This window comes from Sphingopyxis sp. C-1 (assembly GCF_001047015.1).
Taxonomy (GTDB): domain Bacteria; phylum Pseudomonadota; class Alphaproteobacteria; order Sphingomonadales; family Sphingomonadaceae; genus Sphingopyxis.
Map to the genome: position 1 here is coordinate 1,519,074 of NZ_BBRO01000001.1, position 16,365 is coordinate 1,535,438.

12 protein-coding genes are annotated in these 16,365 nt (G+C 62.6%); all 12 read left to right on the forward strand.

The features are described 5' to 3' along the window. Positions 1-82 precede the first annotated feature (82 nt). Positions 83-781: a hypothetical protein gene (locus SC1_RS06965; protein WP_152682321.1), complete on the forward strand. Its 699-nt coding sequence runs from the start codon at positions 83-85 to the stop codon at positions 779-781. Beyond that, the gene (dbpB, locus tag SC1_RS06970) at positions 778-1,890 is read left to right on the forward strand and encodes a DGQHR domain-containing protein DpdB (RefSeq protein WP_062179358.1); all 1,113 of its coding nucleotides are present in this window, start codon (positions 778-780) and stop codon (positions 1,888-1,890) included. Before SC1_RS06965 ends, dbpB (SC1_RS06970) begins: the two co-directional genes overlap by 4 nt. Next, positions 1,887-3,218 (forward strand): tRNA-guanine transglycosylase DpdA, encoded by a 1,332-nt coding sequence (gene dpdA / locus SC1_RS06975; protein ID WP_062179362.1) that lies wholly within the window; start codon positions 1,887-1,889, stop codon positions 3,216-3,218. The genes dbpB (SC1_RS06970) and dpdA overlap by 4 nt, the downstream gene beginning before the upstream one ends. After that, the gene (gene dbpB, locus SC1_RS06980; protein ID WP_238586602.1) at positions 3,163-4,269 is read left to right on the forward strand and encodes a DGQHR domain-containing protein DpdB; all 1,107 of its coding nucleotides are present in this window, start codon (positions 3,163-3,165) and stop codon (positions 4,267-4,269) included. Before dpdA ends, dbpB (SC1_RS06980) begins: the two co-directional genes overlap by 56 nt. Continuing rightward, positions 4,266-4,898, forward strand: a complete 633-nt coding sequence (queE, locus tag SC1_RS06985) for a 7-carboxy-7-deazaguanine synthase (RefSeq protein ID WP_062179368.1) — start codon at positions 4,266-4,268, stop codon at positions 4,896-4,898. Before dbpB (SC1_RS06980) ends, queE begins: the two co-directional genes overlap by 4 nt. Beyond that, the gene (locus SC1_RS06990; protein WP_062179371.1) at positions 4,898-5,272 is read left to right on the forward strand and encodes a 6-carboxytetrahydropterin synthase; all 375 of its coding nucleotides are present in this window, start codon (positions 4,898-4,900) and stop codon (positions 5,270-5,272) included. Before queE ends, SC1_RS06990 begins: the two co-directional genes overlap by 1 nt. Further along, entirely contained in the window at positions 5,269-5,976 is a 708-nt protein-coding gene (gene queC / locus SC1_RS06995) for a 7-cyano-7-deazaguanine synthase QueC (RefSeq protein ID WP_062179374.1), read from the forward strand. The genes SC1_RS06990 and queC overlap by 4 nt, the downstream gene beginning before the upstream one ends. Before the next feature lie 61 nt (positions 5,977-6,037). Beyond that, positions 6,038-9,214 (forward strand): protein DpdE, encoded by a 3,177-nt coding sequence (gene dpdE / locus SC1_RS07000; RefSeq protein ID WP_152682322.1) that lies wholly within the window; start codon positions 6,038-6,040, stop codon positions 9,212-9,214. Then, a complete protein-coding gene (gene dpdF / locus SC1_RS07005; RefSeq protein WP_062179380.1) occupies positions 9,207-11,702 on the forward strand; it encodes a protein DpdF in 2,496 nt (831 codons plus the stop codon). Before dpdE ends, dpdF begins: the two co-directional genes overlap by 8 nt. Beyond that, positions 11,699-12,616 (forward strand): protein DpdG, encoded by a 918-nt coding sequence (gene dpdG / locus SC1_RS07010; RefSeq protein ID WP_152682323.1) that lies wholly within the window; start codon positions 11,699-11,701, stop codon positions 12,614-12,616. Before dpdF ends, dpdG begins: the two co-directional genes overlap by 4 nt. Next, complete coding sequence (gene dpdH, locus SC1_RS07015) at positions 12,616-15,657, forward strand: protein DpdH (protein ID WP_193749124.1); 3,042 nt, start codon at positions 12,616-12,618, stop codon at positions 15,655-15,657. Before dpdG ends, dpdH begins: the two co-directional genes overlap by 1 nt. Beyond that, positions 15,647-16,360, forward strand: coding sequence for a hypothetical protein (locus SC1_RS07020; protein ID WP_062179389.1), 714 nt, complete (start codon positions 15,647-15,649; stop codon positions 16,358-16,360). The genes dpdH and SC1_RS07020 overlap by 11 nt, the downstream gene beginning before the upstream one ends. Positions 16,361-16,365: the final 5 nt, after the last annotated feature.

Here is a 16,365-nt window from a genome sequence, read left to right on the forward strand (position 1 = left end):
TCCCGCGTCGGACGTTTACTGTGGTCGCAGCTTTCAAGAAGCACGCGCGGCGGCGGCCGTCATCGATGCAAAGCTGATCATCGTGTCTGCCGGGCTCGGGTTGGTCGAATCCTCCAGCCCGATTCCGGCCTATGGCTGCACAGTGCTGGTCGGCGCCGATGATGGCATTCAGTCGCGAGTCGATGGCAATTTCTCGATCGCGTCATGGTGGCGGGCCTTGTCGAGGTCGTCGCACCTCTCGCATTCGCTTGAAGAGTTGATGCGTGGCCAGTCGGGGCCTTTGCTCATCGCCTTATCCGAGGCGTATATTGAGATGCTGGCGCCCGAACTGATCGCGCTTCCGTCCAACGACCTCTCTCGCGTCCGTATATTCACAGCATCGCCTGCGACCCGCATGCCCGACGCTCTTCGCCCGCTCCGGATGCCTTATGACGATCGTCTCGATGGGCCCGACAGTCCGTGTCGCGGCACACTGAACGATTTTGCGTCGCGAGCGCTCGCGCACTTCGTTGCCATGGGCCGCGGGACCGCTCCGCAAGCTTCATTGGACTCTGATGTTGCGGCCGTATGTTCGGCGATCGGTTCGTGGCGCGGGGCTCAGAAATTCGATCGCGCGCGCCACGACGACGACACCATGCTCAAGCTTATTGCCGAGCATTGGGAAAGCGCCGGGGGAAGTGCGTCGCGACTGCTTCGCTATTTTCGCGACGAACTCGAGATTGCCTGTGAGCAGTCGCGCTTTGCCGCGCTCGCACGCCGCGTTCGGGAGACCAAAAAGTGAGCGCGCGCGAAACCTTGAAGATACGCGCCGTGCGCGCAGAGCAGGGCGAAGGCGTGGCGGTCTTCGCGTTCTTCTTGTTTGGGGCCGACATCCACCGCATTGCAGACATCAGCCGCATCCGCCGTGAAGACCATGAACTCAAAGGCTTTCAGCGGCGCGAGATCCGCGAGCATGTGAACCAGATCACGGCCTTTCTCGACAGCGGGCCAGTGCTGTTCCCGAACGCGGTGATCCTCGCGCTCGCTCCCGAAGTCGACTTCGCCTCGGCGCGCGGCCGGTCGCCCGGCAATATGTGCGAAGTGGGAGATGCCGGGACGCTGACCATCCCGATCTATCCCGAGGGTCGCCGCGCTGCCTGGATTGTCGACGGCCAGCAGCGCTCGCTCGCTCTAGCTGCGGCAAAGGACCATTCGATAGCGGTACCCGTGATCGGCTTCGTCTCAGACGAACTCGAAACGCAGCGCGAGCAGTTCATTCTCGTCAATAAGGCGAAACCACTTCCGACGCGGCTCATCAACGAGTTGCTCCCCGAAGTGAGCGTGTTGCTTCCCCGGGATCTAGCCGCGCGTCAATTGCCGAGCGTTCTCTGCGAGGCGCTCAATACCGATCCCAATTCGCCCTTCTTTGGGTTGATCAAGCGCGAGTCCGATCGTTCGGGTATCGTCACCGACAACGCACTGATCGACGCGATGAAAGTCAGCCTCAAGACGTCGGCCGGCGCGCTCGGTCAGTTCAAGGGCAATGGCAGCGGCAATGATGCAGAGGCGATGTACGACACGCTGCTGCTCTATTGGTCGGCTGTAAAGGAGGCGTTCCCCGAAGCTTGGGGTAAGGCGCCGGTGAACAGCCGCCTGATGCACTCGGCGGGTATTCGCGCCATGGGCGCATTGATGGACCCGTTGATGCTGAAGCTCGACGGCGTGCCCGACAAGCGGGCAATGCTTCGAACCATCTTGGCCCGGCTTGCACCGCACTGCCATTGGACCGAGGGCACATGGGAAGGTCTCGGGGTGGACTGGAACAAGGTTCAGTCGACCTCGCAGGACATCGCTCGCCTCACCGACCATCTGATCCGGCTTGAGCGCGATCTGGCGCGGACCGCGTCATGAAGTTCATTTTCGCCGACAGTCTCGATTATGTCGATCCCGCCTTCGATTTCCTCGGCGATCGCAGCGCGGCCGATCGCCAGCCTTATTGGGACGACGCCTTTCCGCATGAAATAATGGGATATGCGCCGTACGACGGCGTGCTCGTGTCGCGCGGCATCGTCGGCGATCACCGCGTGAAGGGCAAATATACTGCGAGCCAGGCTCGCCGTTTCAGCCTGGTCGGCGTGCGGAAATTTCTCCGGCTCGACACGCCCGAATTCGCCGACCTCGATATTTTCGGAGATTGTGGCGCCTTCACTTATGTCCAAGAGGAAAAGCCGCCCTACACCCCATTGGAAATGGCTGAATTTTACGACGAATGCGGCTTCACCCACGGCTGCTCGGTCGACCATATCATCTTCGATTTCGACGCGCAGTTAGTTGCGATGAATGGCGGCACCGCAGATGCGCGCCAACGCTTCGACATCACCCTCGAAAATGCCGAAGCCTTTCGCCGCGAAGCCTCGGCGATGGGCGCCGGCTTCACCCCGCTCGGTGTAGTTCAGGGCTGGTCACCGGGCAGCATGGCCGAAGCGGCACGGCGCCTGGTGGCGATGGGCTACGATTATCTGGCATTGGGCGGGATGGTCCCGCTAAAGTCGCCCGACATCAAGCGCTGTCTGTCCGCGATCCGCGAAGCCGTGCCAGAGAGCACGCGCCTCCATATTCTGGGTTTCGCCAAGGCCGACGATATCGACAGCTTCCATGGCTTCGATATCGCAAGTTTCGATACGACATCACCCCTCATCCGGGCGTTCAAGGACGCGAAGCAAAATTACTATCTACCCGGCGAAGATCTGGCGCTGCGCTACTTTACGTCGATCCGCGTGCCACAGGCCATCGAGAATCCAAAGCTTCAGCGCGCCGTCAAAAAGGGTCAGGTTCGCGCCGAGGAGTTGGTGCGCCTCGAAGCGCTGGCGCTTGGCTCGCTTCGCGCCTTCGACCGTGGTCAGGCAGGGCTGGATGAGGTCCTTCACAATGTCCTCGTCTACAGCGCGCCGCTCGTCGAGGAGCGGCCTTATGCCGATTGCGCGGACAGTCCGGCACTGACTTTGCTAGCAGATCGTTACCGACGGACGCTGACCGAGCAGCCTTGGAAGCAATGCTCGTGCGCCATTTGCCGTGACGCATCGATCGACGTCGTCATCTTCCGCGGTAGCAATCGCAACAAGCGCCGCGGCATCCACAATCTCGCCGTTTACAAAAACCATATTGAAAGACTGGATCTCAAGCGTGCCGTTATTCGACCCGATGATCTTCAACGCCGTCTGTGCGCAGCAGAGCCATGAGCATGTCGTCCTCAGCTTTGCCGCGCGCGCGGCCGATGTGCTGCGCTTCGCGACGATCGACCGCATCGGCCGCGATGCGCAAGGGGAACTCAGCGGCTTCCAGCGCCCGCAAGTCGCGGCGCACATCCGCGAGATCCGCGACTATCTTGAAAAGCCCAACTCCGTTCTTCCCAACCCGATCGTCGTCGCCTTCATTGCAGGGGTCGAGGTCGAGCATATGGCTGGCGGGATCGCCCGTCTGTCGATCGACATGAGCGACGGCGCTCCTGGCTTCGTCGTCGATGGGCAGCAGCGGCTGTCCGCGCTGGCCGAGCTCGACCGCGATTTTCAGGTCTTTGTGTCGGCGCTGATCTGCCGTGACGAAGCCGAGCTGCGACGTCAGTTTGTGCTGATCAACAACAGCAAACCGCTTCCCAAGTCCTTGATCTATGAGCTGCTCCCCACGGTCGACGATCTTCCGGCGCGTCTCAGCCGGCGGTCCGAAGCGGCCGAGCTTACCGGGCGTCTCAACTTCGAGACGACCGCGCTTAAAGGCTATATCAAGCAGCATACATGGCCGGAGGGTATCATCTCGGACACGGTGATGCAGAAGATCATCATGGAATCGCTCAACAATGGAGTGCTGCGCGATGTCAGCCACGCCGCCAAAGGCGGCGACAATTGCGTCCGGCTCATCTCGAATTTTTTCGACGCGGTGAAGCGAGTCTTCCCCGAAGCCTGGCACGGCCAAACGCCTGCGAGTTCGCGCCTTCTGCACGGCGTCGGCATTCAGGCGATGGGCGACGTGATGGAAGTTCTCGCCGAGCGTGCCGACGCACGATCGGTCGACGACTTCTACGAGGGCCTGCTCTGTCTCCAAGGCCGGACGGCATGGACCGAGGGCGACTGGCATTTCGACGACGAAACGCGGCGCTGGAAATCTCTGCAAAACGTCAATCGCGACGTTGCGCTCCTCAAACATTATCTCGTTGGCATCGTGAAGGCCGACCAGAGGCAGCGGCGCAAGCCTGCTCCCGCACCCCTGCTGGAACCGAGCGAGGGTGCGGCATGAGTTACGCGGTCAAGGAAATCTTCAAAACACTCCAGGGTGAGGGCGCTCAGAGCGGCCGCGCCGCGGTGTTCTGCCGATTTTCGGGCTGTAATCTCTGGTCCGGGCGCGAACAGGATCGCGCCTCATCGGTATGTAGATTCTGCGATACCGATTTCGTCGGCATCGACGGAACCGGCGGTGGACGCTTCGCTGACGCGGCCGCGCTGGTAGAGGCCGTCGAAGAGGCGTGGGGTGAGGGCTCCGTAGGCCGTTACATCGTGCTGACCGGCGGAGAGCCTTTGCTGCAGGTCGACGACGCGCTCGTCGAAGCCCTGCACGAACGCGGGTTTGAGATCGGCGTCGAGACCAACGGCACGCAGGCGGCGCCTGCCGGCATCGACTGGATTTGCGTATCGCCGAAGGCCGACGCCGTTCTGCGCCTAAAGGGGGGCGACGAAATCAAGCTCGTATATCCGCAGGCCACGGCGCGGCCGGAGCAGTTCGAACATCTCGATTTTACCCATTTCTTCCTGCAGCCGATGGATGCCCCCGAAGCTGCCGACAATCTCGCCGCGACAATCGCCTATTGTACCGACAACCCACGCTGGCGCCTCTCGCTCCAGTCGCACAAGATGATCGGAATTCGCTGATGTTCGAACTCAGCAAACAATTTCGTTTCGATGCCGCGCACACGCTCGACCGGTCGATCCAGACGGAATCCAGCCGGCGCATCCACGGCCACAGCTACCGAGCGGAGGTCACCGTACGCGGCCGGCCTGATCCGGTCACCGGTATGGTCGTCGATTTGGGCGTTCTGGAACAGATGATCGAGAATGCCCGCGACGCCCTTGATCACCGTTTTCTCGACGAGATCAACGATCTCGGACCGGCCACGATGGAAAATCTCTCTCGCTGGATCTGGGACCGCCTCCACCCCGCGATCGCCAATCTTCACCGCGTCAGCGTCTTTCGAGATTCCAGCGGCGAGACCTGTACCTTTTGGGGCGAAGAGGTTGCCGCATGAACGACCGCGGTGCCCTCGTCCTTTTCTCTGGCGGACAGGACAGCGCGACCTGCCTCGCCTGGGCGCTCGACAATTTCGACACCGTAGAAACGGTGGGGTTTGACTATGGCCAGCGCCACCGCGTTGAACTTGAATGCCGCGACGAGTTTCGTGAAAAGGTCGCGGCGATCAAGCCGGAATGGGCCGCGCGCCTCGGCGCGGACCATATGCTTGATCTCTCGATCCTCGGGCAAATTAGCGACACGGCGCTTACGAGCGGTGCCGAGATGGCAATGCGCGAAGATGGTTTGCCCAACACCTTTGTGCCGGGGCGCAATCTGCTCTTCTTCACCCTCGCTGCTGCGCTGGGGTATCGGCGTCATCTCCGCCATTTGATCGGCGGCATGTGCGAAACTGACTATTCGGGGTATCCCGACTGCCGCGACGACACGCTGAAATCGCTACAAGTGACCCTGAATTTGGGCATGGGGAGCCGGCAGGTTCTCCATACGCCGCTGATGTGGATCAACAAGGCGGCGACTTGGCGGATGGCCGAGAATATTGGTGGAACAGAGTTCGTGGATCTCATTCGGACGACGACGCACACCTGTTACATGGGCGTCCGTGACGTGCTGCATTCCTGGGGGTATGGATGCGGGACCTGCCCTGCTTGCGAATTGCGCATGAAGGGCTGGCAAGAACATCGGACTAGAGTGGACGAGTAACGCTACCGTTTTTGGTTGGTTCTCAACCCTCTGTCAGTAAGATGTCCCTAACGGAGCGATTGTGGGGAATCGCCCATTGGGGGAAAAGAGCCTGTTCAGGGGGATGCTCGTCGAATTGCCCGGGCAAAAGGGCGTCGGGAAGCTGCAATCTGCGGCCGAGGGCCGCTGTGTCGTCTCGATCTTCCACTCGATCCAGCGCAGCGAAGATATCGAGTGCGAGGTAGGTGCGGTCGTCCGTGCCTATTTAAGCCCCCAGACCCGGGCCTACGTTCTCGACGACGAGCGTATGCGGGTCGGCCGCATCAGCGACTATCTCCAGCAGGAAAATGGCCTTGTCACTTATGAGGTCCGCTTCCCCAACGGGAAGCAAAAGGATTTCAGCGAGATCGACTTGTTCGTCCGGCCGTGGAACGCACCCGAGGATCCCGCTGAAATGCTGGCCGCCGGCGGCGCGGAAAGCCAATATCTCCACGACCGCCGACAGGCGGCGCTGACGCCGCTTCGAACCCTCACCAGTGCGGCTCAAGGTCTGACGTCGCTGCTCTCGGCCGGGATCGACTTCGTGCCGCACCAGGTCGCAGCGGTGCGCCGCGTACTCAGCGATCCGATCCAGCGCTATCTTCTCGCCGACGAGGTCGGGCTGGGAAAGACAATCGAGGCCGGGCTTATCATCCGCCAGCATCTGATCGACAATCCCAACACCGAGGTGCTGATTGCGACCCCGTCGGCGCTGTGTCAGCAGTGGCGACGCGAACTCTCCGAAAAGCTCCGCCTCGATCAGTTCGGCGGTCCTTTCGAATGCTGCTCTCATGCCGAGATTGCGCAGGTCACGCGAACACCCGATGTTCTAGTTGTCGACGAGGCGCATCATTTGGTTGGGTTCGAGGTTGGACCGCTTGCGGCATCGGCCGCGCGGCTGCGCGAACTTGCCCATGACGTGCCAGTGTTGTTGCTGCTGTCCGCCACACCGCCGCTCGGGGAAGAAAGCCGGTTCTTGGCTTTGCTCAATCTGCTCGATCCCCTGACCCATCCGCTCGACGATCTCGACGGGTTCCGCCTGAAACTCGAGCAGCGCCGCGCGATCGGCCGCTTGCTGCTCAGCCTCGATCCAGACGCATCAGGGATCGTGTTGCGTCAGCGCGGTGCCGAGCTTGTCCGCAGCTTTCCCGAAGATCCCGTCGTCCAGGATCTGGCACCGCAGTTGATCGATGCCACGCGCGAAGCCCCCGAACGGCTCGTCACCTTGTGTGGCGCGCTCAAGGAGCATGTCGCCGACAGCTATCGCATCCACCAGCGCCTGATCCGCTCGCGCCGCGCAGACGCACAGGGCTGGGAGTTCCGGCCCCGCGGTCCCGATGGCGGCGCCATGGCTCACGTCCGCACCGAAGGTGATCCGAGCGACGACTTGGCGGCGGTACTTGGCACGATCGAGGACTGGCGGTCGGCCGCGGTGGACTCTTTGGTCGACGGTGATACCGGGCCGACGCCGCTTGCTGCCCGCTATCGCGACCTTCTTGGCGCGGTGTCCGAAGGCGCCGACGCACTGCGCGCCTGGCTTGCCGACGTCGCCCCCATTTTTGCAGGTGAAGCCGAAATCCTCGGCGTGCTCCGCGAGCAGGCCGATGACTATGATGATGCCGACCGCATCGGGACGATGGTCGAAAGCGTGCGGCGCCTGATCAAGACTTTGCGGGCTGACGTCGATCATCCAAAGATCGCGGTGTTCGCCACCGCGACTGCGCTGGCGGCGGCTTTCCACGAAGCGCTCGAAGACGCGCTCGGCGACACGCCCTGTCTGCTGCTCATCGAGGACGGCGAGGCAGTGGATGACGACGAAGAAGGCGTGGCGGCGTTCGCAAACGCTCCCGGCTCCGCGGTGCTCATCGTCGATCGGACCGCCGAAGAAGGCCTTAATCTCAGCTTCGCCGATGCGATCGTGCATCTCGATTTGCCACTCAGCGCGGCTCGGATCGAACAGCGTATCGGTCGCCTCGACCGCTACGGACGGCGCCAGGGGATCATCCGTCACCGGATCCTGCTTCCCTCCGACGAAGACGAAAGCGCCTTCTCCGCGTGGCAGACCCTGCTCGCGGACGGACTGTCGATCTTCCACCGCTCGATCAGCGACGTGCAATTTCTGCTCGAGGATTTCGAGACGCGCGCGCTCGACGCCTTGCTGATCACCGGGCCCGAGGCCTTGGTCGAGTTGGCCGAGGAGATCAGGAGCCAGATCGCCGAAGAACGCAAGTCGCAGGACGAGCAATATGCGCTCGACCGGATCGCACTGGCGGAGGAGCCCGTCGAAGCCTTCATCCAGTCTCTGGACGACGCCGAAGCCGACGAGGCTGCGCTCGAGGCCAGCGTCGACCAGTGGCTGATCGGTACGCTCCAGCTCAAAAAACGGCCGTTTACGTGGCCCGAGGAAGACCCGTTCAAGCTCGGCATCACCAAGCAAACCTTGATCCCGCGTTTGCCGTGGCAACAACTACTCGAACTCGACGATAGCCAGCCGCTGAGTTGGAAGCGGCGGATCGCGACACGCCGGACCGCCGTGACTCTGCTGCGGCCAGGCACGCCGCTCATCGATGTGCTGGCGCGTTTCACGCGCTGGGACGATCGCGGGACGGCGTTCGTCACTTATCGCCCGGTCGCGGACTGGCAGGGCGACGCTTGGATCGGGTTCAAGCTTTGCTTCACCATCGAGCCCAGCCTCGAGATGGCCGATCTGCTCGCGCCGTCGCGCGCCGAACTTGCCGCATCCCGCCGCGCGCAGCGTTATTTTGCGCAGACCGAGCAGGTCCTGTTCATCGACATCAATGGCGATGCGGTCACCGATCCGGCACTGCTCGCCGTCCTGTCGAAACCCTATAATGGGCACGTCAAAGGCCCAAGCGCGGACCTCAATCTCAGCAGCCGGCCACATATCCTCGCCGACTATATCGATCCGGCTGCGTTTCCTGCGGTCTGCCGCCTCGTGCGGGACGGCGCGCGCCAGACCTTGTCTGAGCAACCTTCCGTACTCGACGCGATCACAGCGGCCACGACGCTGGCAGCGAGCGATCTGCAGCGGCGCCGGAACCGCCTCCAGCGCCGCCAATCGGCCGGCGACACGATGGCGCGCGACGATATCGCGCTCATCGAATCGATCCTCCCCAGCATTGCATCGCCCGCGATCCGGCTCGACGCCATGGGGTGTTTTATCCTCGGCGGGACACGCGCGAGGTCCTCGCATGGCTGAACGTGACGGCCATGACGCCTTTGTCGCGCTGAGCCATCTGCTCGATCGCACCGATAGCGGGGTCGATTGGCAAGCCGAGTCGCCGGCGATCGAGCGGTTGCGCAAGGCGCTCGTCGACCCCGCCCGTTTGGCAAGTGGCCTCGATCTCGCTGTTCTGTTGCGCCAAGCGATGACCCATGAGCATGTCCGGCGCGGCGCGATGGTGACGCCCGCCGTGCTGGTGTCGCACCCGCGCTTCGACGGGTTCGCCGCTTGGGATGCGGTCGGGCTGCGCACCACGGTCGCCGGCGAAGCGAGGCTGGTAACTCTGCAGCCCTGGACACCAGCATGGCTCGCAAATCCTGCCGACGGCGTCGAAACTTTTGCCGCGTCCGAGGCCACGCGCCGCGAGTTTAACAACGCTGGCTGCGAAGGCGATCCCTTGCTCGGCGCGGTCGGTCGCACCTCTTATCGCAGTCGCGGGCAGCGCGCCGCCGTGCGGGCCGCGCTCTCGACCCCCGCCGGCGGAAGCCTCGTCGTCGCGCTGCCGACCGGCGAGGGCAAAAGCATGATTTTCCAGTTGGTCCAGACCGTCGGGTTCGTTGGGGCCGACCAAGCGGTAAACCGTGGCGTCACTTTGGTGATCGTTCCGACCGTAGCGCTCGGCGTCAATCACGAACAGGAGGCGGTCAGTGTCTGCGGCCTGTCGCCGCCGCTTGCCTTTCAGGGCGGAAACGACGTCCAGAACAATATCATCGCCGAGAGCATCGCGGACGGCACGCAGGGACTGTGTTTCGCGTCGCCTGAAGCCGCGTGCGGCCGTCTGCGCGATCCCTTGCGGCGGGCTGCCGAGGCGGGGCTGCTCAGGGCCATGGTGATCGACGAGGCTCATCTCGTCGATCAGTGGGGCACGGGCTTCCGCACCGAGTTCCAGGAACTGAGCGGGCTGCGGCGCGAACTTCTGTCGGCGTCGCCGGCTGGCCAGGCGCTGCGCACGATCATGCTGTCGGCAACACTCACAGACTCCTCGCTTGAAACCTTGCGCTCGCTCTTCGGCGCCGAAAGCAATTTTGAAAGCCTGGCGGCGGTTCAGTTGCGGCCCGAACCGGATTATTGGATCGCTCCGTCGACCAACGAGGCAAGCCGCGTTGCCCAGGTCCTCGAGGCGCTGCATCATGTGCCGCGACCGGCGGTGCTCTATGTCACCGAAGTTGCCGCCGCGAATGCTTGGCACGCGCGGCTCGTCGAGGCGGGCTTTCGCCGGGTGCGCAAACTCCACGGTAAGACTGGGCGTGCCGAGCGTGAAGAGATTGTCGGCCAATGGCGCGACGGGTCGCTAGATATCGTGGTTGGAACATCGGCGTTTGGGCTCGGCATCGACTATGGCCATGCCCGCAGCGTCATCCATGCCTGTGTGCCTGAAACGCTCGACCGGTTCTATCAGGAGGTCGGCCGCGGCGGCCGTGACGGCAAGGCCGCGCTTTCGCTGATCGTGCCCACGGGCAAGGACGTCGCCATCGCCGAGCGCATCAACGCGCAGCAGGTCATCAGTATCGATCGTGGGTTCCACCGCTGGAAAGCCATGTTCGCTGGCAAGGCCAGCCTCGGTCGCAAACGCTTCGCCGTGCGGATCGATGGGCGCCCCGGCACCGACGAGCGCGACATCGACATGTTCGGAGATGCCAATACCGACTGGAACCTGCGCACCGTCGCCTTGATGGCGCGGGCCGGCATATTGCGGCTGCTCGGCACGCCCTATCCGCGAATCGAGCAGGAGGGGGACTGGCTCGAGATCGAGATCATCGACGATCACCATCTCGAACTGGGCTTGTGGCAGTCGCTCATAGAACCCGTGCGCCGGGTCGGCTGGCTTGCCGCCAAACGCAATCTCGACCTGATGCGCGACTATCTGCGCAATGATCGCTGTCCAGCCGCTATCCTCGAAGATCTGTACGGTGCGAACCGGGTCGGGCGGACCTGTAGCCGCTGCAGCAAGTGCCGCGCTGACAAGGCTTGCCGCCTTAACAGCGTAGCGGTCGGCGAACCGCGCGGACCCTGGACAGATCCGCTCGATCCGCTTGTCGCAAATTTATTCGATCGCAATCTCCGTCTTTTGGTCAGCTACGAGCCAGGCGATTTGGCACGCAATGCCTCACGCCGGCTTGGCGACACATTGCAACGCCTGGCGCAAGCACGGCTCGCCAAGCTCATCACGCTCGGGCCGCAGCCGTTCGACATGGACCGCGTGCTGAAGTTTGCAGAGAAAACGGCATTCTTCGTTAGCGATCTGTCATCGCTGGCCTTGTCGCGGCTCCCGCGCGGTCCTGAACTTGTCATGGTCGGCGACCGGCAAACACTGCAACCACAGAATCTCGCGCCGCGTGCCGACAATCCTCGCATCTTCCTTGCTCCGCTCGATCAGCCAGCACCGGACGGACGTAGATTGAAGGATGTATTTGGTGGTCGGACGCTGACGCTCGACGAATTTAATGCAAGGGTGGCGCAATGAGTATTGTCACTACTGCCCAAGCTGTTCCGAGTCGATTGTTCGCGATTTACGCTGCGTTATTCGATAGCGAGAATGGCGAAGTGAGAGACCGGATCGAGGCGTGGGCGACGCCGCCGTCACTCAGCGGGCGCGGCGCCGACGACGACGGCGAGTCCACCACGACGTTGTTCAGCAACACTCTGGCCGAAGCGAAGCGGATCGGCTTGGTTGAAGAGGTTGAGGATAAGCTGCGATTGACCGCCGATGCCCGCGGCGGCGGGAAGAAAGGCAGGGCCAGCGAGGCCTTTTTCCTGGCGTTCATGCGTCGCACTTTGTTTGATCCGGCCCGCGCATCTGAAACCCAGCAAGCAGGCTTCATGGTTGCGCTCTCCTGGTTTCTCAGTTCCAGCCCGCTGCGCCCAATGAATTTTTCCGACGCGCCGCAAAACAGCTTGAAGGCTCAGATCGGCGATCAGGCGCCTAAGACCGAATTGACTTCGCTCAATCGCTACCAGAACTTCCTGTACTGGGCGCGGTATCTTGGCTTTGCCACCATCGTCGGCGGCGGCAGCGATGCTGAGGATGTCACATCGCGCCGCGTCATTCCCGACCCGGTCAAGGCGATCGAAAGCGCGCTGCCTGCCATCTTTGCCGAAGGAAACGACCTTCCGGTCGAGCAATTCATGACGCGGTTGGCGGCGATCTTTCCGGTCTTTGAGACCGGTAGCGTTCGCCAGGATTTCGAGGCGATGCGGCTCGCCCCGCTCGCCGACTTAGACAAGCGCCTGTCGATCACGACCAGTCTCGCCCTTCAGCGCCTCGCGGACCGCCAGCGCCTGACGATGGCGACCGTTGCCGACGCGCCGGGCCGCATTCTCGACTTCGGGTCGCGTGAAGGTCGTGTCAGCCGCATCGCGCTGCGAGAAGCCGCATGATGCGGAACTTCCTTTGCTGGGATCCCGGCGCCGTCCGGCAGGTCATTAATCCTTTCGCCGAGCATATCAGCGATAGCCTGTTCCGCGCGGTCCACAGCGACTGGGATCTCAAGGTCAGCCCACAGGTCGGCAAATCGTTCCAGGAGATCGGCGAAGCCTCGTGGGCAGACATGACTCCACCGGCTTTTCTCGCGGACTTTTTGCGGGAGGACCGGCCGCATGCGCTGGCGGCGATCCTCGGCGAGACCGGCTCTGGCAAGTCGCATCTGGTCCACTGGATGCGGCTCAATATCAAGCCGACGAAGGACCGTGTCGTTCTGGTCGTGCGCAAGTCGGGGACGTCGCTGCGCGCCATCGTCAAAATGATCATCGCCGAATTGCCTGCCGACCAGCAGGCGAGCTTCCTCGAGACATTGCAGTCGGCGGGCGATGGAACGCAGAGCCGGGCGGACCAGAAGCAGCAGTTGCTCAACGACCTCGCGCAAGCGATCCGCGAGGAGGTCTTACCCAACGACGCCGATGAGATCGAGGAAGGGCTGGTGAGCAGCCTGCCCGACCTGTTCCAAGATCCGCATATGCGCAAAGCACATTTCCTCGGCGACAACACGGTTATCGCCGAGATCGTCGATCACATCTTCGCGCCGTCGAACGCCAGGGATCGTCCCGATCAACGCCGCGTCTTCGTCGAGGGCGACTTGCCGCTCGGCGGGATGGACTTTGCGCAGGCTTCGCGCCTAGCGCGCGACGCCATCGACCTCATCGAGATAGATTCGACCGTCCATCTCCCGCTCGCCATCCGGATCATCAATCGCAATCTCGATCGCGCCGTTGCGCGGACCTTGAGCTTTTCAGGCGACCGGGTCGAAGAGTTGATGACACGCTTGCGCACTTATCTCAAATCGCAAGGCCAGGAGCTTGTCCTGCTCGTCGAGGAATTCGCTCGGCTCCAGGGTATCGACCGGGCGCTGCTGCAAGCGATCACCTCGCAGGGCGACGATCGCCAGTGCAAGATGCGAACAGCGATCGCGGTCACCACGGGCTTTTTCCAGAGCGTTGCCGAAACCGCCTATATGCGCACGACCCATATCGTCGACATGGACCGCTCCGCCGGCCGGGCGGAGGGGCGCTCCGTCACACAAGCATCGCTCAGTCAGTTCACATCCCGCTATCTCAACGCCGTTCGTGTGGGCCGCGATGGCATCGAGCAGTGGAGCGAGACGGCCGCGCCCGGCGAGAGTCCGCGCTCGAAATGCGAGACGTGCGTCCACCAGAACGAGTGCCATGCGACCTTTGGCGAGGTTGATGGCTACGGCCTTTACCCGTTCACGCCGAAAGCATTGTGGATTGCAGCGTCGCGGGCCGACAAGGACTCGATGCCGGAACGCCTCAACCCACGCATCCTGCAAAACGACCTTTTGGTCGAGGTGCTCGACAATTTCGGACCCGAGATTGCTATCGGCACGTTTCCTCCGTTCAAGCTGCTCGAAAAGCTCGGCGGTATTACCACGCTGCCCGCCGTCGCACAGGCCGACCTGCGCAATCGCAACCCGCAAAATTACCACCGCTGGACAGCCTTTCTCGAACTCTATGACGGCACCGGCACCATCGCCAATCTCGACGAACGCCTGCGCGCGGCGTTCGAGGTTCCAGAAATTCCGGGCGCCGATGCGGCTAAGCCAAGCCAGCCAACCGCCGAAACACCGACGCCGGAGGCACCGCAACGCAGCGCTGCCAGCAAGGAAGATTTGCTGATCGAGCAATGGATCGGCGGGCAGGGGCTTGAACAGTCCGTTGCCAACAATCTCAGATTGCTGGTCTATTCGGCGGTCTCCAATGCCATCGACTGGGATATGGTCGGTCTCGCGAAGGCGAGTTTCGTCGGTCGGACCGGCAAGGCGTTCCAGACTGCGAGTATCAGCTTCGATCGCCAAACGACCCAGGTACGCACCGACCTGCAAGTGAAGCTCGTGATCCCGGGCGATCTGGTGCAGGCCGAGACGGCGGCCGCGGCGCTCCAAGGTGTGCTGCGCGCCAGCAAGGATCAGTTCCGCTGGGAATTTCCTGATGGTGAGAAGATGCTCGGCGCCTTCCTTGATTGCGTGGAAATCTGGGCGAGGAGTGTCGAGGCGCAGTTGCGCGATATTTGCCAACCGACGTCGCAGTGGAATCAGGCGGCCGCCGCCGTCGAACTGCTCTGTGTCGGCGCCGCGATCGGCGGGAAGATCAAGCCCGATGCGAAGATCGCGGACATGATCGACGCCGCGTTCAGCACGCAATGGGCAAGCGAGTGCGCAAGTACCGCGCCCGAGATGAAGGCACTTTACGACAAGCTGACGCGGCAACGGGAAAAGCTGGTCGGTATCGCGCAATCCCAGATGTCGAGCATGAAGGGCGGTCGCGCCGGTGCGATGCTCAACCCCGGGCGCATCCTCGGCCCCATCCGCGACTTTCGTCAGGCCAAATGGCAATTGCGCCTGCAGCCATCCGAGGGCGACACGCAGGATCTCGCCAAACTCTATCGAGACGTCAGGGACGCTCTGCCCGTGGCAGCAGAATCTGAGATGGCGGTCCGCAAGTCGTGGCTCGAATCGATGGAAGCTGCCTTCGGTGCGACCGCGACTCGCAATGGCATCGTGACCGCGCTCGACGCTGCACAGCAGGCCGTCGCCGACGCAGGTATCGGAACGAGCAATACCGGACGCGGTCTGGCGGACGCTCTCGAGCGCTTCAAGACCGTGTATTTCGATGACTCACTGGCTGCTGCACGCGCCCTTGGCGGCGAAGGCGATGCTATCGCTGCGCTCCCGCATTTCGGTCGTGGCCGGCGCGGTGCGGTCGATGCGGGGACAGGTCTAGTCACTGCGGCACTGGCCTTTCTCGATACGGTCGATAACAATATTGGCGCCAACAGTGAGAGTCTCGACGCCAAGCATGGAGCGGTGGCGGCCAGTCTCGAACAGATCGACACGTCGCTCGCCGCGATCGAAACCGACCTGACCGCGATGGCCGCGGCCGACGGGAATCAAGCCGATGCTGCTTGACCGCGCCGCCGCGCTCGCAACCAAGATCAACACGTATCAGAAGCTCAAAAACACTGCCGACGAAGCCGACCTGTTTGGCACGCGCGCGAAACAGTTTGAATCTGCGTCGCTGTTGATGAAGGGGCTGCGCGAGACACTGAGCGCGCTCGCCGATGCCGGTGTGCCGGTCGATTTCGAGCCAGGCGATGGCCTGGGCTATGCCGAGAAGGCCCGCATGCTCCGCGAGGCGATCAAGGAAGACCCCGCAAAGGTCAACGACCCGCCGTTCGACATCAAGCATGCCTTTGTCGACCGGCTGAACGGCATCGTAAGTGCAGGCCACAAGGCGGCGAGTGCGGCATGGAGCGCTTATGTCGACAAGCGCGCGGCCTTTGGCGCCGATGACGTCCTGAGCGCGCTCGGCCAGGTGCCGCAGTTTCGGGTAAGCGTCGCGAGGATTCGCCAGATTCGGATTGATGTGGCCGCCTTTGGCGCAGGTCTGCCGGCCGACCCAAAAGGGGCGATCACGAGCCTCGACACTCTTGTCGAGCAGCACGAGACGGCTTGGAAATCGCTTGCCGCCACCGATATTCCGCCGAGCGTCGTCACGTTCATCCGCGCGGCGGCCAGCAGCGACGCGCTGCTCACCGCCTATACGTCCGAAGTGCAGACGTGGCTTGAGGGCCATAAACTGCTCGACGCGTTCCGCATCAAACTGCGGTAGGCAAG